The following is a 25,579-nucleotide window of genomic DNA, read 5'->3' as shown; positions in this document are numbered from 1 at the left end:
AAGATTCGTTTGCGGCGCAATCTTCCCGCCCGGCGGCTTCCAAAGGGCGCTTTTGGCGCCCGGCTCTTCGTTCTTGGCCCCACGGACCTGGCTGGGCGGTTCCCCTCCGGCCGAAGGCCTTCGGCACCGCCCATTTGTCTGGCGGGAGCGACGGTCCGCAAGTGACGCGGGCCCGAGCCAAAGCCCAAAAAGCCCGAAGGCCGATCCCGATCAGGGATCGGCCCTCGGGCCGTCGTTCGTCGTTGCTTCTACTGATCGCGCTGCGTCGCCGACTGCTCCTCCGGCACGCCGATGATGCCCACGATCCGCTCCAGGTCGTCGACCGTCGCGAACTCGATCGTGATGCGCCCCTTGCGCCGGCCGATGTCGACCTTGACCCGCGTGTCGAAGCGGTCCGAGAGGCGGTCGGCCAGATCCGACAGCGCCGGCGCGTGCGGCTTGGCGCGCCGCTGGGCCGGGGCCGACTTCTTCGGCGCGTTCTCCAACACGGACAGCTGGACGAGCTCCTCGGTGGCGCGCACCGACAGGCCCTCCGCGACGATGCGCGTCGCCAGCGACTCCTGCTCGTCCGAGTCCTCGAGGCCCAGCAGCGCGCGGGCGTGCCCGGCCGAAAGCACGCCGGCCGCGACGCGGCGCTGCACCGGCGCGGGGAGATTCAGCAGTCGAATCGTGTTCGAGATTTGCGGGCGGCTCCGGCCGATGCGCCGGGCGAGCTCCTCGTGCGTCGCGCCGAACTCCTCGAGCAGCTGCTGGTACGCGGCCGCCTCCTCCAGCGGGTTCAGGTTCGCCCGGTGGATGTTCTCCAGCAGCGCGTCGCGCAACATCGCGTCGTCGCGCGTCTCGCGGACGATCGCCGGGATGGCGTCCTTGCCCAGCGCCTGGGCGGCCCGCCAGCGGCGCTCGCCCATGACGAGCTCGTACTGCTTCTCGCCATTTGCCTCGCGCAGCTCGCGCACGACGATGGGCTGCAGGAAGCCGACCTCCTGGATCGAGGTCTTCAGCTCCTCGATCGCCTCGTCGTCGAACACCTGCCGCGGCTGCTTCGGGTTCGCCGTGATGGAGCCGACCGGGATCTCCGCGAAGCGCGCGCCCGGCACCGGGGCCAGTGCGTCGGCCGCCGGCGCCACGGGCGCCACCGCCGCCGCGGGCTCCGCGGGCGCACCGTTCGTCACGTTCGGGGGAGTGGCGAGCGCGGTCGCCGTGCCGGTCGAGCCCTCGGCCGGCGCGGCGGCGGTTGGGATGAGAGCACCGAGCCCTCGCCCGAGACCCCCACGTCGGTTGGACTTCATGCGACCCCTCCCACCTGCGCGCCTTGCGCGCCGCGCAGCGCGATCTCCTGCGCCGCCTCGAAATAGCTCACCGCACCCCGCGAACCGGGGTCGTACGTCATGACCGACTGGCTGTAGCTCGGCGCCTCCGACACCCGCACGTTGCGGGGGATCACCGCGTTCAGGCACTTCTCGCCGAAGTGGTTCCGCACGTCCTGCTCCACGAGGTCGGCCAGGCGCGTGCGCCGGTCGTACATCGTCAGGAGCACGGTCGAGATGTCGAGCTTCGGGTTCAGGTGCGACCGGACAAGCTCGATGTTGTTCGTGAGCGCCTGCACGCCCTCCAGCGCGTAATACTCGCACTGGATCGGGATCAGGACCTCTTCGGCGGCGACGAGGGCGTTGACCGTGAGCAGCCCCAGCGAGGGCGGGCAGTCGATGAAGATGTAGTCGTAATTGTCGCCCCCGGCCTCGATCGCGCGCTTGAGCCGCGACTCACGGGCGACGACCGAGACGAGCTCGATCTCCGCGCCGGCGAGGTCGATCGTCGCCGGTACCGCCCACAGGTTCGGGATGCCCTCGACCTGCTGGGTCACCGCGTCGAGCGGGGCGCCGTCGATGAGGCAGTCGTACACGTCCGGCACGCCCGAGTGGTGGGGCACGTTGAGCCCGGTCGAGGCGTTGCCCTGGGGGTCGAGGTCGATCACCAGTACGCGGTTGCCATGGAGCGCCAGGGCGACGGCGATGTTCACCGCGGTGGTCGTCTTCCCGACGCCGCCCTTCTGGTTGGCTACACACATCGTGCGGCGCCGTGGTGGGCGGGGCATAGTGATCTCCCCGCTCGGGTTGAGAATCTCCACGGCGCGCTTTGCCTCCTGTGCCAGCGGGGGATCTTCGGTTTCACGTGAAACATAAGCGTCGGTCATGGCGCCCTCGGTATCCGCGGTGACGACGGTCGGGTCGGGTCGGGGGGACGGTGGGTTCCGTCGTTCGGGCCTCACCTCGGCCGGAGAAGCGTCGACTGCTGGCGATGCTCCCCGGCCGTAAAGGGTACCGGTTGTGCTGCGCTCGGTCGGCCCGGTGGCCTGAAACTCCACCGTGCCCCCGCGTGTCGACTCGGATTGCGGTGGAACGGACACGGGATTTCGCGGCTGTACCGTATGCGGCGCGTTCGGCGCCGGACTGGATCCGGGAGCCCCGAACCGCACCGGCTCGACGGGTCGGGGAGAGTCGCCCGGCCGCGGCTCCCCGTTCTCTGTACGGGGCTGCGGCACCGACCGGCCGGCGGGACGTACACCCCAGCCCTCTATCCCCGTTTCACGTGAAACGTGATTGTCTGCATCGCCGTAGCCCGGACTATCGTCGCTGTCGCGCACCATGTCAGTCCCGTCCCGCTCGGAGAGATGAGCACCCGCGGCCGCCTCGTCCGCCGACCCGCACTCCGGGAACAGGAACCCGGCGCCCCCGAGCTGGCGGGGGTGGAGGAGTCACCGGGGGCCGCTTCCGCGGGGGATGGTGGGCCGGGGTCCGTCGCCCTGGGGGGTCGTCCCGGCGGTACCGGCTCCGGAATGATCCGGCTCCGTTTCGTCCAGGCCGGCTTCCTCGGGTGCCGTTCCGTCGGACAGAAGATTGGCGCGGAGCCAGCCTACGGCGCTTCGCCGGGAGGAGCTATGACTGACCGGCGCGTCGTTGGTCTTCTCACCCCAACTCGGGCGCCAAAAGACCAGAAATCCGTCAACTCGCCGGAGCGGGCCGCCGAGTCGTTGTAGCGGCGACATCGGCCAACCGATGCCGACCGCCCTGCCGTCCCCCATGAGTCTTCCCCGTTCCCCCTTGCCCGGGGTCGCGGTTCCGGCCCCCGGGTCATCGGCCGCGGCGCCCTCCGGACTTCCGAGGGCGCGCGCCTTCTTGCGGCCGCGCGTCTCCGGTCTCCCGGGGACCCGCGGTGTCGCGGCGCCGCGCGTCCCCGGCTTCCCGAGCGCTCGCGGCTTCGCGGCGCCGTGAGTCTCCGGCTTCCCGGGGATCTGCGGCCTGGCGCCGCCGCGCTTCTCCGGTCTCCCGGGGACCCGCGGTCTCACGCCGCCGCCGCGCGTCTCCGGACTTCCCGGAGTCGGCGGCATTCCGTTCGCGAGCGCCGCTCGACTTCCGCGGACGCTCGCCTTCCCGCTCTCGCACGACGTCGACCACGGTGGTGGGCTCGGCGAGGACGGCTTCCCCGCACGTGCGCACCGACGCGGTACCCGCACCGAGCCGCGTGAGGGACTCCGCATGCTCGGCGATCTCGGCCGCCGCGGATGCGCCCTTCATCGCGAGCAGATGGCCACCGATGGCGGTGAGGGGGAGACACCAGCCGGCGAGCCGGTCGAGCGGAGCGACGGCTCGGGCGGTGACGACGTCGGCGAGCGGGAGCTTGCCGACACACTCCTCGGCGCGGGCGCGGACCACGGTGGTCCGCTCGAGGCCGAGGGCCGTCACCGCTTCGGAAAGGAATGCGGTACGTCGTGCGAGCGGCTCGACCAGGGTGACGGAAAGGTCGGGACGAGCCACTGCCAGCACCATACCGGGCAGACCGGCCCCAGACCCGACGTCGACGACGGAGGCACCCGTCGGAATGAGATCTGCGACCACGGCGCAGTTCAGGAGGTGCCGTTCCCAGATGCGGGGCGCCTCACGCGGCCCGATGAGCCCGCGCACAACTCCGTCGGTGACGAGCAACTCCGCGAAGCGAATCGCGGCGGGGAGGCGATCGCCGAAGACTTTCTCGGCGGCGGAGAGGATCTCGCTGGGTACTGCACCGGCCATGCCTCAAGCAAACCACGTACGGGGCGGGGGCTTGGGACGCGGGCCGTTTCACGTGAAACAGCGTGGAACGACGGCCCGGCGGAATCCGGATCGCGAGCGGCGGCACGGCCCCGGAAGCGATCCAAGGGGCAGCCCCCAGCGGTCAGATGGACCCTTGGCTGTTGCGGCCACGGGCGGCGGCGACAAGGGCCCTTGGTGAACGTCATGGGCGGCAGTGAGCGGGGCGAGGTCCAAGCGGCGTGGTCCACTCTCGAGCACGGGCCGGGAGGGGCGGCTCAGCGGCCACCCCTCCGGCCCAGGTTTCACGTGAAACGGCGCTCTGCGGCTTCGATCGCGTTGCGGAAGAGCATGGCCACCGTTGTTGGGCCGACGCCGCCCACTCGCGGAGTGATGGCGCCCGCCACCGCGCCGCAGGACTCGTCGACGTCGGGGAGGAGGCGGCGCCCCTCGTACCGCACGCCGCCGCCAACCACGACCGCCCCCGGCTTCACGTGCTCCGGCTGAATGATCCCCGGCACGCCGGCGGCGGCAATGAGGATGTCGGCGCGGAGGGTGTACCGGGGCCAGTCCGGCACGCCGGTGTGCACGACGGTGACTGCCGCGTTGGCGGTCGGTCGCTTCTGGGCCAGCAGCATCGCCAGGGGCCGGCCGAGTGTGGCGCCCCGGCCCAGGATGACGACCTCGCGGCCGCTCACCGGAATCTCGTAGTGGGCGAGGAGCGCCTCGATGCCGGCGGGCGTGCAGGGGAGCGGGCCGGGGATGCCGGCGGCGAGGCGCCCCAGGTTCAGGGGGTGCATGCCGTCGACGTCCTTGTCCGGGTCGACGCGCATGAGGGCGGCGTCGTAGTCGAGATGCTTCGGCGTCGGGTACTGGATCAGGAGCGCATGCACGGCGGGGTCGGCGTTGAAGCGGTCGATCGCGGCGTGGAGGTCGGCCTGGGTCGCGTCGGCCGGGAGGTGCTCGTGGGGGGAGTCGAAGCCGAGCTCGGCGGCCTGGCGCTGCTTGATCCGGATGTACCCGGCGCTGGCGTCGTCGTCGCCGACCAGGAGCGTGGCGAGCGACGGGGTGATGCCCCGCGCGCGGAGGGAGGCGACCCGGGTGGCGACGTCGGCGAGGATGCTCTCGGCCACCGGGGCGCCCGGCAGCAGACGGGCCGGGCCGACGGGTCGAGCCGCCGCAGACCCGGCCGCCGCGCTCGAAGCCGAGGCACCCGCACCGGAGCCGACCGGCGCAGCCGAGGAGGAAGAAGCGGCCGACGCGCTCGAAGCGGGATCGGCGGACGCACTCGACACAGGAGGAGCCGATGCACTCGACGCGGGAGAAGCCGATGCACTCGACGCGGGGGTGTCGGCCGCGGTCACCGGCGAACCGGCGGAGGCACCCGGCGGAGTCACGGTCGCCGAATCGGACGAGAGGGAAGAAGGCGAGTTGGGCATACGCTGCTCCTCGTCTGCGTGAGAGCCCAGGCGGTCGACTCCCACGACGAGGCTTCCCGATGGTTGCCCATCCTTGATGCCGCCAGTCGCGTCCCTCAAGTATGCCCCAGCAGACAAAAGCAAACCGCCCCGGTCGCGGGACCGGGGCGGTTCAGGAACGCAAGGCAGAACTAGGCGGTCGGGCGGACCACGATCCGGCGCGCCGGCTCCACGCCCTCCGACTCGCTCTCAACGCCGGGAAGGGCGTTGATGACGTCGTGCACGCACTTGCGCTCGAACGCGCTCATGGGCTCCAGGCGCACGGACTCGCCGTACTCCTTCACCTTCTCCGCCGCGTTCTTCGCGATCGCGCCGAGCTCCTTGCGCCGCAGCGCCCGGTAGCCCCCCACGTCGAGCAGCAGGCGACTCGGCGAACCCGTCTGCCGGAACACGGCCAGCCGGCTCAGCTCCTGCAGCGCCTCGAGGGTCGCCCCCCGCTGCCCGACGAGAGCCTGCAGCCGCTTGCCCGAGCCGTCCCCGCCCTCCACGACCTCGACGACCGGACGGCCGCTCACGACGAGCTCGTCGATGTCGCCGTCGTAGTCGAGGATGTCGAGCAGGCCCTCGACATAGTCGGCCGCGATCTCGCTCTCGCGGAACAGGTCCGTACTCGAGCGACCCGAGCCGTTGGCCGCGGCCCCGTCGGCCTCCGCGGACTCGGACTCCGAGGACTCCTCCTCGTCGACGTCCTCATCGTCGTCCTCCAGCTCCGCGTCCGCGGGCTTGGTCGACGACGGCGAGGCTGGCTGGTGCTGATCCAGGTCCTCGGCGCCGAGATCACTGGTGGTGTCGGTCACGAAACTCATCTCCGCTTGTTTGGGGCGCCGAAGCGCCGTCACAGGTCGTCGGTGAGGGGTGGGTTGCTACAGGGAGCGCCCCGCGCCGGGCCGATTGAGGGGTGGCCCGGCGGGGTCGCATCAACCCGACTGCCGCTTCGCGGCGCCACCCTTCTTCGGGTTGATCGGCTTGGCGCCGGGCTTCGGGGCCCGGGACGGCCCGGCCGCCTCGGGGGCCGTGCCGTTGGCCTTGGCGCCGGTCGCCTTCGCGGCCTTGCCGTTGGTCCGCTGCTGCGCGGCGGCCTCTTCGCGGGCCTTGCTGAACAGCGCGCCGAACCCGCTGGGCTGCTTGGCGTCGGTGGCCTTCTTGGCGCCGCCGCTCTTGTACGGCACGTTGCTGGACGACGCGCTCGCCGGCGGCGGGTACTTGTGCAGCACCCAGTACTGCTGGCCCAGCGTGATGGCGTTGTTCGTGACCCAGTAGATGATGACGCCGATCGGGAAGTACCAGCCGGAGGTCAGCGTGAAGAACGGGATGCCGTAGAGCATGAACTTCTGGATCATGCGCTGCTGCGGGTCGGTGTTCCAGCCGGTCTTCTTGATCATCTGGCGCTGCGTCAGGTAGGTCGTGGTGATCATCAGCGCGACCAGGATGGCGGCGACGATCTTGACCGTGGTCGAGTTCGCCTCGATCTGCAGCAGGTCGGCCGTGCTGCTGCTGAACTTGGCGACGATCGGGGCGTCGAAGAGGCGGGCGTCGACGGCGCTGAGGAACTCCGACTTGGTCCAGCCGTAGAGCTCCATCTGGTGGTCCGAAGTGCCGGGCTTGAGGTGGCGCAGCACGTGCAGGAGGCCGATGAACACCGGGATCTGCAGGAACATCGGAAGGCAGCCCATGAGCGGGTTGACCTTCTCCTCCTGGTAGAGCTTCATGACCTCCTTCTGGAGGGTCTCCCGGTCACCCTTGTGCTTCTCCTGCAGCTCCTTCATCTTCGGCTGGATCGCCTGCATCGCGCGCTGCGACTTGATCTGCTTGACGAAGATCGGGAACAGCACGACCCGGACCGTGATCACCAGGAAGACGATCGCGAGGACCCATTGCCAGTTGGAGCCCAGCACCCGGTGATCCGGCATGATCGAGTCCCAGACGGTGTGCCAGAACAGCATCACCTTCGAGATCAGCCAGTAGATCCCGCCCATCAGCTTGCTAATCACGACACTGCTCCAGTCACGTCGACTCGGGCTCGGGCGAGTGTCCCCGGCGCGGAGGCACCGGGTCGAACCCACCGGGGTGGAATGGGTGGCACCGCAGCAGCCGCCAGATCGCGAGGCCGATTCCCTTGACCGCGCCGTGCGTGCCGACCGCCTCCAGGGCATAAGCGCTGCACGACGGGTAGAACCGACAACGCGCCGGCAACGCCGGGCTTATCCAACGACGGTACGCGACGATGGGAGCTGCCACGATCCGGGATCCGGCGTTCATCGACGGACACCTCGGTTCTTCGGTCGGCGCACGGCGTCCAGCGCCGCGTCAAGATCTTGTTGCAGGGTGGCGTACGGCCGGGCCGCCGCCTCGGGCAGCGCTCGGACGACGAGCACGGAGCCGGCGGGCAGGCCGGCGAGGAGCGGACGGACCAGATGCCGCAGGCGCCGCTTCACGGCATTGCGCACCACGGCGTTGCCGACGGCCTTGGAAACCACGAAGCCGGCGCGGGCGGAGCCGACCCCGGAGTCGGGCGAGGCGGGCAGATCAGACGGAGGCATGGTCGGCAAGCCGGCAGTGGACGAGGCCGGCCGACCGGAAGCCGGCAAGGCCGACAAGTCGGAAGGATCCGGAACACCGGAAACCCCGGGTCGCAACGACCCGGGGTTCAGGAAATGCACAACCACGGCCCCCCGGCCGGCCCGGCGGCCGTTGCGAATGGTGGCGGCGAAGTCTTCCCGCCGCCGCAGTCGCTGAGCGGCCGCCAGCACGCTGCCTCCCGGAGGGCCCGGTCGAAGTGACGGCTCAGGCCGAGAGTTCGGCGCGACCCTTGGCGCGGCGCGCCGAGAGGATCGCGCGGCCGGCGCGGGTGCGCATGCGCAGCCGGAAGCCGTGGGTCTTCGCGCGCCGGCGGTTGTTCGGCTGGAAGGTGCGCTTGCTCACGTCGGGGCTCCGTCTTCGTGACTTGGCGGGGACCCGACTCAACGAGAGCCGCGCCCACTGGATGTCTAGGTGGTTGGAGTTTACCAGGGAACGGTGCTCCAACCGAAACAGGGTACGCGCCACCTCACTGACCGTCAACGATCACCCCGCGGGCCGCGATGTGCACAGTAAAAGCCCTGGTGGGAGCCGTAATCCACAGGTTAGTTGTGGACAACGGTTGAGTGGTTGTGGACAACGCTGTTAACGTGCCCGGTTGCCGGTAGACACCGCGACTTCCGGCGACGGGGTACAACTGGACTTTCCTGAATATCGGCGGGCGCTCTGCGAGGGGGTCAGACACGCGCCCGACCTGTATGACCTCTGTGTACGCGCTGATCACCGCACAGTCAGCACGGGACGAAGGGGAATCAGGACGATCCGTCCACGGGACATGACTCGTTGATACACAGGTTGTGGAAAACCTGTGGACAATGGTGACCCGGGGCGGCGGGAAGATCTGGGCACCGTCCACTCGCGGTGGGGGGCCGCGAATGATGATGGGGGTGCGCGAACGGTGACTGACACCGACCTCGCAGCGATCTGGAACGCAGCGACGAACCAGCTCGCCGACGGGCTCGACTCGGCGCAGCAGCGTGCGTATCTGCGCATGACGCGGCTGCGCGCGATCGTCGAGGACACCGCACTGCTCTCGGTGCCGGACCCGTACTCACGCGACATGATCGAGAGCCGGCTGCGCCCGGTCATCACCGAGGCGCTCTCCCGGCTGCTGGGCCGCGCGATCCAGGTGGCCGTGACCGTCCGCCCGCCGGAGGACGCGCCATCGCTGCCGGCGCCCTCGGCGTCGCACTGGTCCAACGGGGCGTCGGCGTCGCTGCGCGACCCGCTGCCGGGCGACGAGCCGACCGACCGCGGCGCCGGCGGCCTGGCCCCGGAGCGCCGGATCGGCGAGCACCGGGGCGTTGCACAGGTACCGCCGCCGGAGCATGACCGCCTCTTCGAGCTTCCCGGCGATCCCAAGCCCGCCGACTCCTGGCGCAACGAGCACTCCGGCACCGCCGTGGAAGCCGCGGCCGACGCCGGGCGCTACGAGCCGTCGAAGTACGAGTCGCTGTACGAGCCGCACGAGCCGCCGCGGGACGAGCTTCCGCCGGCGCGCCCGTCGACGCCCGGGACCGGCCGCGAGGACCGCCGCGGCGCTCCCACGCCGGCCGGGGACTCGGCGGGGAACCGGCTCAACCCGAAGTACACGTTCGAGACCTTCGTCATCGGCTCCTCCAACCGTTTCGCGCACGCCGCGTCGGTCGCGGTCGCCGAGTCGCCGGCCAAGGCCTACAACCCGCTGTTCATCTACGGCGGCTCCGGCCTCGGCAAGACGCACCTGCTGCACGCGATCGGGCAGTACGCCACGATGCTGGGCAACGCGCGCTTCGTGCGGTACGTGTCGACGGAGGAGTTCACCAACGACTTCATCAACAGCCTGCGTGACGACAAGACGCAGGCGTTCCAGCGGCGGTACCGCGACGTCGACATCCTCCTGATCGACGACATCCAGTTCCTGGAGACCCGCGAGCGGACCCAGGAGGAGTTCTTCCACACGTTCAACACGCTGCACAACGCCAACAAGCAGATCGTGATCAGCTCCGACCGCTCCCCGCGGCAGCTGGCCACGCTGGAGGACCGGCTGCGCACGCGGTTCGAGTGGGGCCTGCTCGCCGACATCCAGCCGCCGGACCTCGAGACCCGTATCGCGATCCTGCAGAAGAAGGCGGCCCAGGAGCGGCTCTTCGCCCCGCCGGACGTGCTGGAGTTCATCGCGTCGCGGATCGCGTCGTCCATCCGCGAGCTCGAGGGCGCCCTGATCCGCGTCACGGCGTTCGCGAACCTGACGCGCTCCCCGGTCGAGCTCAGCCTGGCCGAGGAGGTCCTGCGTGACTTCATCCCCGACGGCTCCGGCCCGGAGATCACCGCCGACCAGATCATGGCGTCGACGGCGGACTACTTCGGGGTGAGCCTGGAGGACCTGCGCGGGCACAGCCGGTCGCGGGTGCTGGTGAACGCGCGCCAGGTGGCGATGTACCTGTGCCGCGAGCTCACCGACCTGTCGCTGCCCCGCATCGGGCAGGCGTTCGGCGGCCGCGACCACACGACCGTCATGCACGCCGACCGCAAGATCCGGCAGCAGATGGCCGAGCGGCGCTCGCTCTACAACCAGATCGCCGAGCTGACGAACCGCATCAAGCAGACGACCTGATCGGCTTTTCCACAGAAAAATGGTCGTCCACCGGCCCTTTTCACAGGGTGTGGACAACGGGTTGTCCACATGCCGCAGCCGCGGCTGACCTCGTGGCAGTTGCCAAATGGCCCTACGTTGTCCACACCCCGCCCACAGGTTGAGGCCGGTCGTCCACAGCCGGTTCGGGCCCCGATCGGCTCGGTTGTCCCCAGCTTCCACACGCTGTCCACAGAAATCTTGTGGATAACTCGGTTCGTGCCAAATTCCGGGGGTGAGTCACCGGGTGGCTACCGTTCGCACACAGGCCGGCCCCACAGGCTGTGGATAACTTCTGGGGACTAGGTGTGGAAGACCTGTGGATGCATCCGGAGAGTAAGCGGATGACCGACCGAACGTGAACGAGGTTCGGGCCCTACGATATCCACAGCCACGGGAAAACCCTGGGGATTACCGGTGGACAACCGGTGGACAAAGGCTGTGGACAAAGCTTCATCCACAATCCACAGGGCTGAGCCCACCGGGTCATGCACAGCTCATACCCAGTGCTATAAGTGGTTTGAGCTGGGCGAACACCGGTTTTCCACAGTTTCCACACCACCTATGATTACGAGTAGTTTTTCTTTTAAAGAGAGAAGAAAAGCAATCATCAGTGTGTGGATCGAGCCGGGCCGCCGGATTCGGCGGGGTCGGTGCACGACCCCGCCCCGGAGGCCCTAAGGTTCGATGAGCGACCCCGGCACCGCCGAGCATCGAACCCACGGCCATGTACGCCCCGGAGCGAAAAGCTGGCGGCCCGGGCATGTGGCGTGCGACTAGCGGCGAACATGAAGTACCGATGACGATGCGGGAGGACCGCGATGAAGTTCCGAGTCGAGCGCGACGCGCTTGCCGATGCCGTCGCCTGGACGGCCAAGAGCCTGCCCAGCCGCCCCTCGGTGCCAGTTCTCGCCGGCGTCCTGCTGCGGGTCGCCGACGGCCGCCTCCAGGTGTCCGGCTTCGACTACGAGGTCTCGAGCCAGGTCACCGTCGAGGTGCAGGCCGACGCCGACGGCGCGACGCTCGTGTCCGGCCGGCTGCTCGCCGAGATCACCAAGGCCCTGCCGGCCAAGCCGGTGGACTTCGCCGCGGTCGGGGCGCACGTCGAGATCACCTGCGGCAGCGCGCGGTTCACGCTGCCGACCATGCCGGTCGAGGACTACCCGACCCTGCCGGAGATGCCCGAGTCCGCAGGCAGCGTCGAGGCGACCGTGTTCGCCGGGGCCGTCTCGCAGGTCGCCATCGCGGCCGGCAAGGACGACACCCTGCCGATGCTGACCGGCGTGCGCATCGAGATCGAGGGCAGCAAGCTCACGCTGCTGGCGACCGACCGCTACCGCCTCGCCGTCCGCGAGCTGGAGTGGCGCCCGGACGAGCCCGACATGAGCGTCGCCGCCCTGGTGCCCGCCCGCACCCTCGACGACACCGCCAAGACCCTCGGCCCGCTCGGCGGCTCCGTCTCGGTCGCGCTGTCCCGCGGCAAGATCGGTGAGGGCATGATCGGCTTTGCCGGCGGCGCGCGGCGCACGACATCACGCCTGCTCGACGGGGACTTCCCGAAGGTACGAGCGCTGCTGCCCGACACCCACAACGCCCAGGCGCGGATCCCGGTCGCGGCGCTGAACGAGGTCGTCCGGCGCGTCGGACTCGTCGCCGAGCGGCAGACCCCGGTGCGGCTGTCCTTCAGCACCGACGGGCTCGTCGTGGAGGCCAGCGGCAGCGAGGACGCGAAGGCCAGCGAGGCGATGGACTGCCAGTACGAAGGCGAGCCGATGACGATCGCCTTCAATCACCAGTATCTGCTGGACGGTCTCAAGGCGCTCGACGCGCCGATCGCCGTGTTGTCCTTCACTGACCCGAAGAAGCCTGCGGTCATGTCCCCGGCAAAGGATGATGGAGAAATCGTCCCTGGGTACTGGTACTTGATCATGCCGGTTCGCATCGGCAGCTGATTCGGAGGCACCACAAATGCAGCTCGGTCTTATCGGCCTGGGCAGGATGGGCTTCAACATGCGCGAGCGGCTCCGGGCCGCCGGGCACGAGGTCATCGGCTTCGACCACCACCCCGACGTCACCGACGTGCCGTCCCTGAAGGAGCTCGTCGAGAAGCTCGCCGCGCCCCGCGTGGTCTGGATCATGGTTCCGGTGCAGTTCACCGAGCCCACGATCGACGAGCTCTCGGGCCTGCTGCAGTCCGGCGACATCGTGATCGATGGCGGCAACTCGCGTTTCAGCAACGACAAGCCGCGGGCCGAGCGGCTCGCCACCAAGGGCATCGGCTACCTCGACGTGGGCGTCTCCGGCGGCATCTGGGGCCGGACCAACGGCTACGCGCTCATGGTCGGCGGCGAGAAGCAGCACGTCGACCACTGCATGCCGATCTTCGAGGGCCTCAAGCCGGAGGGCGAGTTCGGCTTCGCGCACGCCGGCGGCCCCGGTGCCGGGCACTACGCGAAGATGGTCCACAACGGCATCGAGTACGGCATGATGCACGCCTTCGCCGAGGGCTACGAGCTGCTCGAGGCCTCGGAGTACGTCGACAACATCCCCGAGGTCATCAAGAGCTGGCGGGCCGGCTCCGTCGTGCAGTCGTGGCTGCTCGACCTGCTCGACCGCGCGCTGGACGAGGACCCGCAGCTCGCCAGGATCAAGGGCTACGCCGACGACACGGGCGAGGGCCGCTGGACCGTCGAGGAGGCCATCCGCCTCGCCGTACCCATGAACGTCATCGCCGCCTCGCTGTTCGCCCGCTTCGCCTCCCGCCAGGACGACTCGCCGGCGATGAAGGCCGTCGCCGCGCTGCGCAACCAGTTCGGCGGCCACGCGGTCAAGAAGGACTGAATGTGTACGTCCGGGGCCTGGAGCTCGTCGACTTCCGAAGCTATGAGCGGGTCGTTGTCGAGCTGGGCCCCGGGCCGTGCGTGTTCGTAGGGCCCAACGGGGTCGGCAAGACCAACCTCGTCGAGGCCCTCGCCTACGTGGCGACCCTGGAGTCACACCGGGTCGCCACGGACGCGCCGCTCGTACGCTTCGGCGCCGGCCGCGCCGTGGTCCGCTGCGCCGTCGTGCACGACGAGCGTGAGCTGCTCATCGAGCTCTCGATCGAGCCGGGCCGCGCCAACAAGGCCCGCCTCGGCCGGGCGCCCGTCGCCCGGACGCGCGACATCCTCGGCGCCCTGCGCCTGGTGCTCTTCGCGCCCGAAGACCTCTCGCTGATTCGCGGAGACCCTTCAGAGCGGCGGCGGTACCTCGATGAGCTCCTCGTCGCCCGCCAGCCCCGCTTCGCCGGGGTCCGCTCCGACTACGACCGGGTGCTCAAGCAGCGCAACGCGTTGTTGCGCAGCTCCTACCTGGCCCGCAAGACCGGCGGGAGCCGCGGCGGTGACCTGTCCACGCTCGACGTGTGGGACACGCACCTGGCCCGCCACGGGGCCCAGCTGGTGCGTGCCCGGCTCGACCTGGTCGACGCGCTCGCGCCGCACGTGGCCAAGGCGTACGCCGCGGTCAGCGCGAGCCGCTCCGACGCGCGGATCGCCTACAGCGCCTCCTACCCGCTCGGCGACGATCTCGAGGCGGCGCTGCTCGCCGCGCTGTCGGAATCGCGACCGTCGGAGATCGACCGGGGCGTGACGCTGGTCGGCCCGCACCGCGACGAGCTCACGCTGACCCTCGGCGAGCTGCCGGCCAAGGGGTACGCCAGCCACGGCGAGTCGTGGTCGTACGCGCTGGCCCTGCGCCTGGCCGCGTACGACCTGCTGCGCGACGACGGCGTGGAGCCGGTGCTCGTGCTCGACGACGTGTTCGCCGAGCTCGACGCGGGCCGGCGTGACCGGCTCGCCGGGCTCGTCGGCGGGGCGAGTCAGCTGATCGTGACCTGCGCGGTGGAGGATGATGTCCCGTCGGCCCTGCGCGGAATGCGCTTCGAGGTCGGCGGGGGTGAGGTGCGACGTGTCTGACAAATCCGAACAGTCGGGTCCCGAGCTGGCCCGGGCCGCGGTCGAGGCCGCGCTGGCCAAGCACCGCGCGCAGCCGCGGCGCAGGTCCGCGCTTGACTCCCAGCCGCGCCGGCGCGGGTACACCGGACCGGGCCCGGACCAGCGCGACCCGCAGCCCTTCGGTGCGGTCCTCGACCGCCTGGTCAAGCAGCGGGGCTGGTCGCAGCCGACCCGCGAGGCGCGGATCTTCGGCGAGTGGGCCAAGGTCGTCGGCGACGACATCGCCGCGCACAGCCGCCCGCTCAAGCTGGAGGACGGCGAGCTGACCATCGAGGCCGAGTCGACGGCGTGGTCGACCCAGCTGCGCATGCTGGCGACCCGGTTGCTGGCCCAGATCGCGCGTGAGGTCGGTCACAACGTGGTCAAGCGGCTGCACATCCAGGGGCCGAGCACGCCGTCGTGGAGCAGCGGGCCGCGCCGCATCCGGGGCCGCGGGCCCCGCGATACCTACGGCTAGGTCCTGTCCTGCCGGTCATGTCGAGCCGAGACGAGGTCCAGATTTCGCCTGCGTGTGCCCCGCGGAGGCCTGGCTACCGGTGTCGTAACCCGGCCTTCGCGGGGTGCGCGCAGGCGAAATCCGGGCCCGGCGCAGGCCGGCATGACCGGCAGGACAGGACCTAGAAGTCCGCGTACACCGCGAAGCCGCGGTTGGCGCACCGGCGGTAGAACTTGGCCAGGACGTCGAGCTCGGCGATGGAATACGACCACTGCGGCGCGTTGCCGGCGTCGTCGCGCAGCGCGTCGAGCCGGCTCTGCAGCCAGCGCAGCTGCTGCTCGGCGAGGCGGGAGCCCTCGAGGGCCTTGCGCAGCACGGCGCTCACGGTCTCGAAGGTGATCTCGTCGCCGTACTCGGCGTGGCCGTTGACGAACCGTTCCAACCCGCCGGCGATCCAGGCGCAGTCATCGGGGCTGATGACCGGATCCTCGTCCTCGGCGGCCGCATCTGTGGCGAAGAGCACGCCGTTGAGCCCGAAGAGGAGGTCGACGAGCTCGGTGTACCCGGTAACGCGCACGGTGCCCGTCTTGGCCACGTGATCGGCCAGGGCCGCGGCCGGCCCGGCGTGCAGCGGCAGCGCCTCCGCCAGGTCCGCGAAGTCGACGAACTCGGCCGGCGCGACCGGGTCGTAGAAACGACCGGTGCGCGGCCACTGCACGGCGACGTTGTCCAGCCCCATCGCGCACCCCTCATCTTTCACTTCTGTACGCCCGCCCCCGCGGCGGGGAACATACGGCACGAACGGCCCCTTGCGCGACCCCCGGAACCTCCAAATGGTGGATCCGGATGCCGTACTGCCTGTGCCGCCCGCCACCAGGCGCCAGGACCCCTCGTGCATGGGGGGACCTTCGCCCCGCACCGTTCGGGCCGCTACGGCGATTACAGACCCGTCCCGGTGCGAAATTGTCGCCCGGACACAGTAGGATTACATCGGCTCAGAGAACAGTCGATCACATCCCGCGTGCACGTCACAGCGGTGGTCGGCCCGCCGGAGTTGAGGGCGCCTGCCAGAGCGGCGCCGGATACCGGCGTGCCTCCTCCGCTCCGGACGCGCCCGCACCGACTCCGCACGAGACCCGGGACGCCCTCCGCGTGGCCGGCCAGTGCGAGAAAGCGACCGAGGGTGGCAACAAACAAGCCCGAACAGTCCTACGACTCCTCTTCGATCACCGTCCTCGAGGGGCTCGAGGCGGTCCGCAAGCGGCCAGGCATGTACATCGGCTCCACGGGCGAGCGCGGCCTGCACCACCTGGTGTGGGAGGTCGTGGACAACGCCGTCGACGAGGCGCTGGCCGGATTCTGCGACACGATCGAGGTCACGCTGCGCGCCGACGGGGGCGTGCGGGTCGTGGACAACGGCCGCGGCATTCCGGTCGACATGCACCCCAAGGAGAAGCGGCCCACCGTCGAGGTCGTGCTGACCGTGCTGCACGCCGGCGGCAAGTTCGACGGCCAGGCCTACGCGGTCTCCGGCGGTCTGCACGGCGTCGGCATCTCGGTCGTCAACGCGCTCTCGACGCGCATCGACCTGGAGATCCACAAGGACGGGTACGTCTGGCGCCAGACCTATAACAACTCCAAGCCCGACCCGCTGCAGCGGGGCGAGGAGACCGACCGCACCGGCACGAGCGTCACCTTCTGGCCCGACCCGACGATCTTCGAGACGACCACGTTCGTCTACGAGACGCTGTACCGGCGCATCCAGGAGTACGCCTTCCTCAACCGCGGCCTCAAGATCGAGCTGCGCGACGAGCGCCCGGACACGCCGGAGGAGAAGCGGGAGGTCGTCTTCTGCTACGAGGGCGGCATCGCCGACTTCGTCCGGCACCTCAACGCGACCAAGACCCCGATCCACCGCACCGTCGTCGAGTTCGGCTCCGAGGGTGAGGGCATCGCGGTGGAGATCGCGATGCAGTGGAACGAGTCCTACGGCGAGAGCGTCTACACGTTCGCCAACACGATCAACACGCACGAGGGCGGCACCCACGAGGAGGGCTTCCGCAGTGCGCTGACGTCCGTGGTGAACAAGTACGGCGCGGACAAGAAGTTCCTCAAGGGCGACGAGAAGCTCACCGGTGAGGACATCCGCGAGGGCCTGGCCGCGATCATCTCGGTGAAGCTGGCCAACCCGCAGTTCGAGGGCCAGACCAAGACCAAGCTCGGCAACACCGAGGCGCGCAGCTTCGTGCAGAAGGTGTGCAACGACCGGCTGGTCGACTGGTTCGACCGCAACCCGGCCGAGGTCAAGACCATCATCACCAAGGCCTCGCAGGCCGCCCGGGCGCGCATCGCCGCCTCCCAGGCCCGCAAGCTGGCGCGGCGCAAGTCGCTGCTCGAGTCCGGCTCGATGCCGGGCAAGCTGGCCGACTGCCAGTCGAACGACCCGCGCCTGTGCGAGGTGTTCATCGTCGAGGGCGACTCGGCCGGCGGCTCGGCCAAGCAGGGCCGCGACCCGCGGGTCCAGGCGATCCTGCCGATCCGCGGCAAGATCCTCAACGTCGAGAAGGCGCGCATCGACCGCGTGCTGAAGAACAACGAGGTCCAGGCGCTCATCACCGCGCTGGGCACCGGCATCCACGACGAGTTCGACATCGAGAAGCTGCGCTACCACAAGCTGATCCTCATGGCCGACGCCGACGTCGACGGCCAGCACATCCAGACGCTGCTGCTGACCCTGGTGTTCCGGTTCATGCGACCGCTGATCGAGCTCGGGCACGTGTATCTCGCGGCGCCCCCGCTGTACAAGATCAAATGGAACAAGAAGGGCGACGACGCGCAGTACGCGTACACCGACCGGGAGCGCGACGGCCTGATCGAGCTGCGGCAGCGCACCAAGCCCAACGCGAAGCCGGACGACATCCAGCGGTTCAAGGGTCTGGGCGAGATGAACTATCCGGAGCTGTGGGAGACCACGATGAACCCGGAGACCCGGATGCTCCGCCAAGTGACCTTGGACGACGCTGCAACCGCGGACGAGCTCTTCAGCGTCCTCATGGGCGAAGACGTGGAGGCGCGCCGCTCGTTCATCCAGCGGAACGCCAAGGACGTCCGGTTCCTCGACATCTGATCTGGCTCGGTCCAACCGAAGACTGGCATAGCAGAGATAAGGAATATCCAGCGTGACGGAACCGACTTCCACCCCTGAGAACCCGGGAGAGACTCCGGCTGAGGGTGGGTCTGCGGTCGCCAGCCGAATCGAGCCGGTCGGCATCGAAGTCGAGATGCAGCGTTCGTACCTCGACTACGCGATGAGCGTGATCGTCGGGCGCGCCCTGCCCGACGTGCGCGACGGTCTCAAGCCGGTGCACCGCAAGATCCTCTACGCGATGTTCGACGGCGGGTATCGCCCCGACCGCGGGTACGTCAAGTGCGCCCGCGTCGTCGGCGACGTGATGGGCAATTACCACCCGCACGGCGACGCGTCCATCTACGACGCCCTCGTGCGTATGGCCCAGAGCTGGTCGCTGCGGTACCCCCTCATCGACGGCAACGGCAACTTCGGCTCGCCGGGCAACGACCCCGCCGCGGCCATGCGGTACACCGAGGCCCGCCTCGACCCGCTGGCCATGGAGATGCTGCGGGACATCGACGAGGACACCGTCGACTTCGTCCCGAACTACGACGGCCGGGCCCAGGAGCCCACCATCCTGCCCTCGCGCATCCCCAACCTGCTGGTCAACGGCAGCACGGGCATCGCGGTCGGCATGGCGACAAACATCCCGCCGCACAACCTGCGCGAGATCGCCAACGCGGTGCAGTGGTGCCTCGACCACCCGGACGCCGACGAGGCCGAGACCCTCGACGAGCTGATCGGGATCGTCAAGGGCCCGGACTTCCCCACCAAGGGCCTCATCGTCGGTACCGCGGGCATCGTCGACGCGTACCGCACCGGCCGTGGCTCGATCCGCATGCGCGCCGTGGTCGAGGTCGAGGAGGACCCCCGGGGCCGGACCATCCTCGTGGTGACCGAGCTGCCCTACGCGGTCAACCCCGACAACCTCGCCGAGCGCATCGCCGACCTGGTGAAGGAGGGCAAGCTCGCCGGCATCGCCGACATCCGCGAGGAGTCCTCCGGCCGCACCGGCATGCGCCTGGTGATCGTGCTCAAGCGCGACGCGGTCGCCAAGGTGGTGCTGAACAACCTCTACAAGCACACGCAGCTGCAGGAGACCTTCGGCGCCAACATGCTGGCCCTGGTCGACGGGGTGCCGCGCACGCTCAACCTGGCCCAGTTCGTGCGGCACTACGTGGCCCACCAGGTCGAGGTCATCGTGCGGCGGACGCGGTACCGGCTGCGCAAGGCCGAGGAGCGGGCGCACATCCTGCGCGGCCTGGTCAAGGCCCTGGACATGCTCGACGAGGTCATCGCCCTCATCCGGCGGTCGCCCAGCGCCGAGGAGTCCAAGAACGGCCTGATGAACCTGCTCGACATCGACGACATCCAGGCCACCGCGATCCTCGACATGCAGCTGCGCCGGCTCGCCGCCCTGGAGCGCCAGCGCATCTTCGACGAGCTGGCCAAGATCGAGATCGAGATCGCGGACTACAAGGACATCCTGGCCAAGCCCGAGCGGCAGCGGCAGATCGTCTCCGAGGAGCTCGCCGAGATCGTCGCCCGGCGCGGCGACGACCGGCGCACCCAGGTCATCCCGTTCGACGGCGAGGTCTCCATGGAGGACCTCATCGTTCGCGAGGACGTTGTGGTGACGATCACTCGGACCGGCTACGCGAAGCGCACGAAGGTCGACCTGTACCGCTCCCAGAAGCGCGGCGGCAAGGGCGTCTCGGGTGCGACACTGAGGCAGGACGACATCGTCAGCCACTTCTTCGTGTGCTCGACGCACGACTGGATGTTGTTCTTCACGAATAAAGGTCGGGTTTATCGGGCAAAGGCTTACGAGCTGCCCGAGGCCAGCCGGTCGGCGAAGGGTCAGCACGTCGCCAACCTGCTGGCATTCCAGCCCGACGAGCACATCGCGCAGGTGATCGAGATTCCGAACTACCTGGTATCGCCGTACCTGGTCCTCGCGACCAAGGATGGCCTGGTGAAGAAGACCAGGCTGGAGGAGTTCGACTCCAACCGGTCGGGCGGCATCATCGGGATCAACCTGCGCGAGGACGACGAGCTGGTGGGCGCCGCGCTGCTCGGCCCGGAGGACGACCTCCTCCTGGTGAGCAAGCAGGCCCAGGCTATCCGGTTCACCGCCAGCGACGAGGCGCTGCGACCCATGGGGCGCGCGACCTCCGGCGTGATCGGGATGCGCTTCGCCGAGGGTGACGAGCTGCTCGCCATGGAAGTGGTGCGCGAGGGGATGGACCTGGACGTTCTGGTGGCCACCGACGGTGGTTTTGCCAAGCGGACTCCCATCGAGGAGTATCCGGTGCAAGGGCGCGGCGGCAAGGGCGTCCTGACCGCTAAAATCACGTCGCGGCGCGGTGGTCTCGTCGGCGCGGTGGTGATCAGCCCGGATGACGAGCTGTTCGCCATCACCTCCAACGGTGGCGTGATCCGGACTCCCGTGAAGCCTGTACGGCGTACGAGAGATCGGAACACAATGGGGGTCAAGCTCATGGACCTTCCCGAGGGTGTGACCATCGTCGCGATCGCCCGTAACGCCGATGAGCCCGACGAACAGGACTAGTTGGATGACAGACACTCAGGCGAAGTCGGGGACCGCCTCGGCAACCGATGAGGCCAAGAGGGCCGGAGAGGCTGCCATGACGGGATCTGACTCGGGGGCGCCTGCCGCCGGTGGAGAGCCTGGCTCGGTCAACGGGGCCGGCTCGTTCGGCTCGTCGAGCTCTTTGGGCTCGCCCGCCGAGCACACGAGCGGCGGCACGCCGAAGTTCCAGCGTGCCCCCGGCATGGCCCCGCCGCCCGACTCACTCACGGTGCCGATCCAGTCACCGGCGAGCCTCGGCGGCGCAACGGCCCCGATTTCCGGCTCGGCCATGGGCTCGACCGCCACGGGCACGGCCAGCGTCTCGGCCATCGCCCGCGCGGCGGTGCGCACGCCGGCCGCGGCCGCGACGCAGGCCATCCACACGCCGACCCCGGCGGTGAGCGGCTCGGCCCGCGTCACCGAGGCCGTCCGCGCGGCGCGCAAAACGGTCAGCTCCGCCGTGGGCCGCGGCCCGCGCCGGGCCCGCCTGCACCTCAAGCGGATCGACCCGTGGTCGGTGATGAAGTTCGCCTTCGCCGTGAGCTTCGTCCTCTTCGTAGTCCTGATCGTCGCGACCTCGGTCCTGTACCTGGCCCTGGACGCGATGGACGTCTTCAAGAGCATCAACAAGCTCCTGGCCGACCTGGTCAGCTCGACCGGCGGCTCGGCCGACAGCACCTTCCGCATCACCGCGAAGGGCGTCATCGGCGGCGCCGCCCTCCTGGGCGTCGTGAACGTGGTCCTCTTCACGGCCCTGGCAACCCTGGGCTCGTTCATCTACAACGTGTGCGCCGACCTGGTCGGCGGCATCGAGCTCACGCTCGCCGAAAAGGACTGACCTGCGGTTTCGTCCCCCCTGGCGGCGGCTCGCCGTGCCAGGGGGGAACCGGTTTGAGCCGGGCGCGTGGGGTACGGTAACCTTCTGTTCGCACCGCTTCGGGGAGTTCTTCCCAGCGGCTGTGTTGCTGGGGCTATAGCTCAGTCGGTTAGAGCGCAGAGCTGATAACTCTGAGGTCGCTGGTTCGATTCCAGCTAGCCCCACATGTGGAAAAAGGTGCTTCTGGTGGTCGCCGTCGTCGGAGCCGCCGCCTACGTCGCGAAGCGCGTCAAGTCCGCGAACGAAGAGCGCGCCCTCTGGCACGAGGCGACGACCGCTCCGGACCTGCGCTAGTCTGTAGCCCACCCCGAGCGGGGGCGTAGCTCAACTGGCAGAGCACCGCCTTTGCAAGGCGGGGGTTAGGGGTTCGAGTCCCCTCGCTTCCACCATGAACGGCGTCTGACCTGCAGTTGCGCAGGCGCCAAGATCGCCCGGTAAGTCTCGGGTAAACCTCATCTGCCGCGCGCGGCCAGCAGAGCCTCGCCGAAGATGCCGCGCGCCTTGACCCGCTTGGGCCACCACCCGACGTCGCCGCCGCTGCCCTCGTACTGCGCGGCCCGGTCCCGAGCGGCGTTGAGGGCGTTGCGCCACTGGATGCGCTGTGCGAGCGCGCGGAGGAGCCGGTGCCGCATCGGCGGCAGGTCCGGATCGTTCGGCCGGGCCAGCTCCCACGCAACCGGCGCCGGCGACTCAGGCTCGGGCGCTTCGACGCCGAGCGCGGACCCAGGCGACGCGGCGTGACCCGCAGTTCCCGCCAGAACCGGTCGAGCAGCCGCGGGAAGGCGATCGCGACCCACGCCGCCCGCCGGTAGTCGTAGCTGTTCGGGTCGACAGGGGAGCCGTCCGGGCGAACCGGGGCGGTGCAGACCCGGCCGATGGTGCGCGGGTCGACCTTCTGCCGGGGCAGTGCGGGTGCGTCCTGCCGCCGCTTCGTGGACCGCTGCCGCTTCGGCTCCGTCGGCCTGTCGTACGACGGCGCGATTGCTTCCTCAACTTCGCGGATCGCGTCGTCGACCTCACCCACCTGATCCCATTGCGCGGCGCGGACGGCTTCGTCCCGGCCGTGCTCCAGATGGGCGCGGAGGCTGGCCGTAGACCCGCGACCGCGCTCCGGATTCTTGACTTGTAGGTACAGAATGACTAGCGTCACCTACATGGGCCGGCCGAAGCAGTTCGATCCCGACGTAGCCGTGAACAAGGCGATGGAACTCTTCTGGCGCAAAGGATTCGCCGAGACCACACCTCAGGATCTCGTTACGGAGCTGGATATCGGCAAGGGCAGTCTCTACAACACTTTTGCCAGCAAGCGAGCCCTGTTCGACCTTGCGCTGCGGCGCTACGTCGAGATGCGGGTGGCCGGCGTGGTCGAGACGCTGGAACGGCCTGGCCCGGTCACCGAACGCCTGCGGGTGGCGTTGCGGCGGCTCGCCGACGCGGATGTCACGCTGACCTCCCGTGGTTGCCTTGGGGTCAACACGGCCGTGGAGCTGGCCGGCCAGGACGAGGCGGCAGCCGAGGTGGTCGGGCGGTTGTTCGATCGCATCGAGGCTGCGTTCCGGGCGGTGATCGAGGAAGGGCAACGCAGTGGAGAGATCGCGGCAGGCCGGGATTCCCAGCAGCTGGCTGGCCTGATCCTCGCCTCGTTCATCGGCATGTCTGTCCTGGCGAAGACCGCGGATGCGCAACGGTTGCGGCGAACCATCGACGCGGTGATGGCAGTCCTCTGACCTGATCTTCCGATCAGATGACTTATCGCACCCGCATTTTTGACCCGACGTTACAAAAAGGGAGTCGGAGAATGGAAACCCCAGAAGGAGCAACAGAGATGGCCCAGCACACCGCGAACGTCGGACCGGAAGTGACAAAGGGGCTCTTCGTCCGGCTGGAGGCCAAGCCCGGCCGGGAGGCGGACCTCGAGGCGTCCCTCAAGTCTGGTCTCGCTGCGGTTCTTGCGGAACCTGACACCACGGCCTGGCTGGCGATCCGTCTCGGGCCGACCAGCTTCGCGGTAGTTGACGCGTTTCCGGATGACGCCGGCCGGCAATTCCATCTCGACGCCGGCAAGATCCGGGTTACCAACAACGCGTATCTGGAGATGCTCGCCGGGCCGCCGTCGTTCACCCACACCGACATCGTGGCATCCAAGCTTCCGTTGCGGGCATAACGCCTGCCGGCCGCGCCCGTCACCCGGCCGCCGGTGTCAGGCGGCCCGTGGACACCGTCGAGCGCGGCTTGCAGCACCGGGTAAGGTCCGTGTGCCGGCGTGGCCAGTCGTCCATCGCGTCACCCTCTGTCCGATTCGGGTGATCTTCAGATAGGTGGGCGAGTCAGGGGTTCGAGTCCCTCGCTTCCACCGTCGATGGGCGCACCCTGCTCACAGGTCGGCGCCCTGTTCGCCGTTGCGACGGTGGGTCCTTCCCGCTCGCTTCGCTCGCAGAGCCAGTTGGTCGCTTTGGCCTCTGGGATTCGTCGCCTTACTTGGCCAGCGCCTGGTTACAGCGGTAGCAAGTTTGGCAGCCAGGCGGCGTAGCGGTCTACGGTGGCCAGGCCGATCGGGGCCAGCAGCAGGGTCGCGACCGCGCCGTGGAGCAGTGCTTTTCTCATTTTTGACAGGGCTGGCGGCGGCGTCAGGAGGCGTTGCAGCCGCTCCATGCTGTTGCCCGGGTGGATGGCCAGCAGGCCGTCTGGCGGTGAACTGGATGTCGGCTGGGCCATGGTCACCAGGGCCCGGGCCACGTCCAGCCTCGAGCTGCTGCGGGTCGCTCGGTCGTCGGCGCACAGCTCGACCAGCCGGTCGACCTGGCGGCGGCCCAGCTGGAGGCAGCGGACCCAGGGGAAGGCCTGCGACAGCAGCCGCATCCAGTGGGTGAGCGCGTAGTGCCGGCCCGCGTGATGGGCGCGCTCGTGGGCCAGGACGGCCGACAGCTCCGCCTCGCCGAGTTGCTCGACCGCCGCGGAGGTGATGATGATGTCGGCGCTGCCGGGCATGAGGTACGCGGCGGGCTCGTGGTGGTCGATCACCGTGGCGCCGGGCAGCGCTCCGGGTACGGCGGCCACGCGCACCAGCAGCCGCAGTTGGGACCGGCGGGCACGCTGGGCGCCCAGCAGCCGCCACGCGCTGAGGGCCAGTCGGGCCGCCAGCAGTACCAGGCCCAGCAGGCCGGCCGCCGCGGCGACCCGGCCCGGCCAGCCGTGGTGGCCCAGGAGGGCGTCCAGGCAGACGTGCCACGCGCCGTCGACGAGGTCGTGGGTGCGGTCCCAGTACAAGGCCAGGGACAGGCCCGCGAGGGCGACGCTGCTCACCATCGCGCTCGTCAGGGCCAGCCAGACCAGCACGGCCAGCCGTGGGGCGCGGACCGGCCAGTCGGCGGCGGCCAGGCGCGGGGCCAGCGCGGCGACGGCGCCGGCGAAGAGCAGCAGCAGCGGACTCACCGGCCGCTGATCCGATGCTCGTAGCTGACCAGCGCGGCCCGCAGTGCCGCGGCCTCGTCCATTGTCATCTTGCCGACGAAGGCGGTCAGGGCCTCCAGCCGGTCGCCGCTGTCAACCAGGGCGTCGTGCATGGTCTTCGCGACGTACTGGTCGCGGGTCATCGTCGGGGTGTACCGGTAGGCGCGGCCGTCCGGCTCGCGGGTGAGCCAGCCCTTGCGGTACAGGCTGTCGACCACGGTCATGACCGTGGTGTACGCCAGTTCGCGATGCCACTGCAGCTCGGTCAGCGCCTCGCGGACGGTGGTGGCGGTTCCTCGGCTCCACATCAGGTCCATCAGGGCCGCCTCGAGCTCGCCGAGTCCCTGCATGCGCACCTCCGC

General features: G+C 69.4%; 24 protein-coding genes, 2 tRNA genes, 2 pseudogenes and 1 riboswitch. Of the genes and pseudogenes, 14 read left to right on the top strand and 14 right to left on the bottom strand.

Annotated features, from left to right (window positions below; translation table 11 throughout):
• Nucleotides 1-248: 248 nt before the first annotated feature.
• The 4 genes from AB0B76_RS02660 to AB0B76_RS02645 all read right to left on the bottom strand — a co-directional run bounded on the left by AB0B76_RS02660 (nucleotide 249) and on the right by AB0B76_RS02645 (nucleotide 5,200).
• A complete protein-coding gene (locus AB0B76_RS02660) occupies nucleotides 249-1,289 on the bottom strand; it encodes a ParB/RepB/Spo0J family partition protein (protein ID WP_360368110.1) in 1,041 nt (346 codons plus the stop codon).
• Nucleotides 1,286-2,365 (bottom strand): ParA family protein, encoded by a 1,080-nt coding sequence (locus AB0B76_RS02655; RefSeq protein ID WP_360368729.1) that lies wholly within the window; start codon nucleotides 2,363-2,365, stop codon nucleotides 1,286-1,288. The genes AB0B76_RS02660 and AB0B76_RS02655 overlap by 4 nt, the downstream gene beginning before the upstream one ends.
• A gap of 766 nt (nucleotides 2,366-3,131) precedes the next feature.
• A complete protein-coding gene (gene rsmG, locus AB0B76_RS02650; RefSeq protein WP_360368107.1) occupies nucleotides 3,132-4,070 on the bottom strand; it encodes a 16S rRNA (guanine(527)-N(7))-methyltransferase RsmG in 939 nt (312 codons plus the stop codon).
• A gap of 302 nt (nucleotides 4,071-4,372) precedes the next feature.
• A complete protein-coding gene (locus AB0B76_RS02645; protein ID WP_360368104.1) occupies nucleotides 4,373-5,200 on the bottom strand; it encodes a tetrahydrofolate dehydrogenase/cyclohydrolase catalytic domain-containing protein in 828 nt (275 codons plus the stop codon).
• On the opposite strand from AB0B76_RS02645, the gene AB0B76_RS02640 reads away from it, so the two are divergent.
• The gene (locus AB0B76_RS02640) at nucleotides 5,187-5,528 is read left to right on the top strand and encodes a hypothetical protein (protein ID WP_360368102.1); all 342 of its coding nucleotides are present in this window, start codon (nucleotides 5,187-5,189) and stop codon (nucleotides 5,526-5,528) included. The two genes, AB0B76_RS02645 and AB0B76_RS02640, sit on opposite strands and share 14 nt — an antisense overlap.
• A riboswitch (ZMP/ZTP riboswitch) is annotated at nucleotides 5,524-5,606 on the bottom strand. It overlaps the preceding gene by 5 nt.
• 70 nt (nucleotides 5,607-5,676) lie before the next feature.
• Here the strand turns inward: AB0B76_RS02640 and AB0B76_RS02635 are convergent.
• The 5 genes and pseudogenes from AB0B76_RS02635 to rpmH form a co-directional block, all read right to left on the bottom strand.
• Complete coding sequence (locus AB0B76_RS02635; protein ID WP_360368726.1) at nucleotides 5,677-6,342, bottom strand: R3H domain-containing nucleic acid-binding protein; 666 nt, start codon at nucleotides 6,340-6,342, stop codon at nucleotides 5,677-5,679.
• A 120-nt stretch (nucleotides 6,343-6,462) separates the two neighbouring features.
• Nucleotides 6,463-7,521, bottom strand: coding sequence for a membrane protein insertase YidC (yidC, locus tag AB0B76_RS02630; RefSeq protein WP_360368723.1), 1,059 nt, complete (start codon nucleotides 7,519-7,521; stop codon nucleotides 6,463-6,465).
• An 11-nt stretch (nucleotides 7,522-7,532) separates the two neighbouring features.
• Nucleotides 7,533-7,804, bottom strand: a pseudogene (gene yidD, locus AB0B76_RS02625) (membrane protein insertion efficiency factor YidD).
• Nucleotides 7,801-8,295: a ribonuclease P protein component gene (rnpA, locus tag AB0B76_RS02620; protein WP_360368099.1), complete on the bottom strand. Its 495-nt coding sequence runs from the start codon at nucleotides 8,293-8,295 to the stop codon at nucleotides 7,801-7,803. Before rnpA ends, yidD begins: the two are co-directional and overlap by 4 nt.
• Nucleotides 8,296-8,329: 34 nt before the next feature.
• Entirely contained in the window at nucleotides 8,330-8,467 is a 138-nt protein-coding gene (gene rpmH, locus AB0B76_RS02615; protein ID WP_104433422.1) for a 50S ribosomal protein L34, read from the bottom strand.
• A gap of 553 nt (nucleotides 8,468-9,020) precedes the next feature.
• Here rpmH and dnaA point away from each other — a divergent pair.
• The 5 genes from dnaA (at nucleotide 9,021) to AB0B76_RS02590 (ending at nucleotide 15,188) form a co-directional block, all read left to right on the top strand.
• Nucleotides 9,021-10,718, top strand: coding sequence for a chromosomal replication initiator protein DnaA (gene dnaA, locus AB0B76_RS02610; RefSeq protein ID WP_360368095.1), 1,698 nt, complete (start codon nucleotides 9,021-9,023; stop codon nucleotides 10,716-10,718).
• A gap of 839 nt (nucleotides 10,719-11,557) precedes the next feature.
• On the top strand, nucleotides 11,558-12,688 hold the full coding sequence (gene dnaN / locus AB0B76_RS02605; RefSeq protein ID WP_360368092.1) for a DNA polymerase III subunit beta: 1,131 nt from the start codon (nucleotides 11,558-11,560) through the stop codon (nucleotides 12,686-12,688).
• 16 nt (nucleotides 12,689-12,704) lie between these two features.
• Nucleotides 12,705-13,577 carry a phosphogluconate dehydrogenase (NAD(+)-dependent, decarboxylating) gene (gnd, locus tag AB0B76_RS02600; RefSeq protein ID WP_360368089.1) on the top strand — a complete coding sequence of 291 codons (873 nt, stop codon included), beginning with the start codon at nucleotides 12,705-12,707 and terminating at the stop codon, nucleotides 13,575-13,577.
• 2 nt (nucleotides 13,578-13,579) lie between these two features.
• Nucleotides 13,580-14,692, top strand: a complete 1,113-nt coding sequence (gene recF, locus AB0B76_RS02595; RefSeq protein WP_360368086.1) for a DNA replication/repair protein RecF — start codon at nucleotides 13,580-13,582, stop codon at nucleotides 14,690-14,692.
• Nucleotides 14,685-15,188 (top strand): DciA family protein, encoded by a 504-nt coding sequence (locus AB0B76_RS02590; protein ID WP_360368083.1) that lies wholly within the window; start codon nucleotides 14,685-14,687, stop codon nucleotides 15,186-15,188. Before recF ends, AB0B76_RS02590 begins: the two co-directional genes overlap by 8 nt.
• Before the next feature lie 160 nt (nucleotides 15,189-15,348).
• Here AB0B76_RS02590 and AB0B76_RS02585 read toward each other — a convergent pair whose 3' ends face one another.
• The gene (locus AB0B76_RS02585) at nucleotides 15,349-15,906 is read right to left on the bottom strand and encodes a hypothetical protein (RefSeq protein WP_360368081.1); all 558 of its coding nucleotides are present in this window, start codon (nucleotides 15,904-15,906) and stop codon (nucleotides 15,349-15,351) included.
• Nucleotides 15,907-16,350: 444 nt separating this feature from the next.
• Between AB0B76_RS02585 and gyrB the strand changes: the two genes are divergently transcribed.
• The 6 genes from gyrB to AB0B76_RS02555 all read left to right on the top strand — a co-directional run bounded on the left by gyrB (nucleotide 16,351) and on the right by AB0B76_RS02555 (nucleotide 22,156).
• A complete protein-coding gene (gyrB, locus tag AB0B76_RS02580; protein WP_360368078.1) occupies nucleotides 16,351-18,294 on the top strand; it encodes a DNA topoisomerase (ATP-hydrolyzing) subunit B in 1,944 nt (647 codons plus the stop codon).
• A 52-nt stretch (nucleotides 18,295-18,346) separates the two neighbouring features.
• Nucleotides 18,347-20,869, top strand: coding sequence for a DNA gyrase subunit A (gene gyrA / locus AB0B76_RS02575; protein WP_360368075.1), 2,523 nt, complete (start codon nucleotides 18,347-18,349; stop codon nucleotides 20,867-20,869).
• 4 nt (nucleotides 20,870-20,873) lie between these two features.
• A complete protein-coding gene (locus tag AB0B76_RS02570; protein WP_360368072.1) occupies nucleotides 20,874-21,728 on the top strand; it encodes a DUF3566 domain-containing protein in 855 nt (284 codons plus the stop codon).
• Between the two features lie 129 nt (nucleotides 21,729-21,857).
• Nucleotides 21,858-21,931 (top strand) — tRNA-Ile (locus AB0B76_RS02565).
• A gap of 1 nt (nucleotide 21,932) precedes the next feature.
• Nucleotides 21,933-22,061, top strand: a complete 129-nt coding sequence (locus AB0B76_RS02560; protein WP_360368069.1) for a DLW-39 family protein — start codon at nucleotides 21,933-21,935, stop codon at nucleotides 22,059-22,061.
• 19 nt (nucleotides 22,062-22,080) lie between these two features.
• Nucleotides 22,081-22,156: transfer RNA gene (locus AB0B76_RS02555), tRNA-Ala, on the top strand.
• A gap of 63 nt (nucleotides 22,157-22,219) precedes the next feature.
• Here AB0B76_RS02555 and AB0B76_RS02550 read toward each other — a convergent pair.
• Nucleotides 22,220-22,399: a hypothetical protein gene (locus AB0B76_RS02550; RefSeq protein WP_360368066.1), complete on the bottom strand. Its 180-nt coding sequence runs from the start codon at nucleotides 22,397-22,399 to the stop codon at nucleotides 22,220-22,222.
• A gap of 101 nt (nucleotides 22,400-22,500) precedes the next feature.
• A pseudogene (locus AB0B76_RS02545) lies at nucleotides 22,501-22,917 on the bottom strand (replication initiator); the annotation flags it as partial.
• A 4-nt stretch (nucleotides 22,918-22,921) separates the two neighbouring features.
• Between AB0B76_RS02545 and AB0B76_RS02540 the strand changes: the two are divergent.
• Nucleotides 22,922-23,494 (top strand): TetR/AcrR family transcriptional regulator, encoded by a 573-nt coding sequence (locus tag AB0B76_RS02540; RefSeq protein WP_360368063.1) that lies wholly within the window; start codon nucleotides 22,922-22,924, stop codon nucleotides 23,492-23,494.
• Nucleotides 23,495-23,592: 98 nt separating this feature from the next.
• A complete protein-coding gene (locus AB0B76_RS02535; RefSeq protein ID WP_360368060.1) occupies nucleotides 23,593-23,931 on the top strand; it encodes an antibiotic biosynthesis monooxygenase in 339 nt (112 codons plus the stop codon).
• A 329-nt stretch (nucleotides 23,932-24,260) separates the two neighbouring features.
• On the opposite strand, the gene AB0B76_RS02530 is transcribed toward AB0B76_RS02535, so the two are convergent.
• Complete coding sequence (locus tag AB0B76_RS02530) at nucleotides 24,261-25,199, bottom strand: M56 family metallopeptidase (protein ID WP_360368057.1); 939 nt, start codon at nucleotides 25,197-25,199, stop codon at nucleotides 24,261-24,263.
• Nucleotides 25,196-25,567, bottom strand: coding sequence for a BlaI/MecI/CopY family transcriptional regulator (locus AB0B76_RS02525; protein ID WP_360368054.1), 372 nt, complete (start codon nucleotides 25,565-25,567; stop codon nucleotides 25,196-25,198). Before AB0B76_RS02525 ends, AB0B76_RS02530 begins: the two co-directional genes overlap by 4 nt.
• Between the last annotated feature and the right edge of the window lie 12 nt (nucleotides 25,568-25,579).

The sequence above is a fragment of the Dactylosporangium sp. NPDC049140 genome (assembly GCF_040648435.1).
The sequence above is the reverse complement of the archived record's forward strand: the minus strand, read 5'-3'. Positions and strand labels throughout refer to the sequence as shown.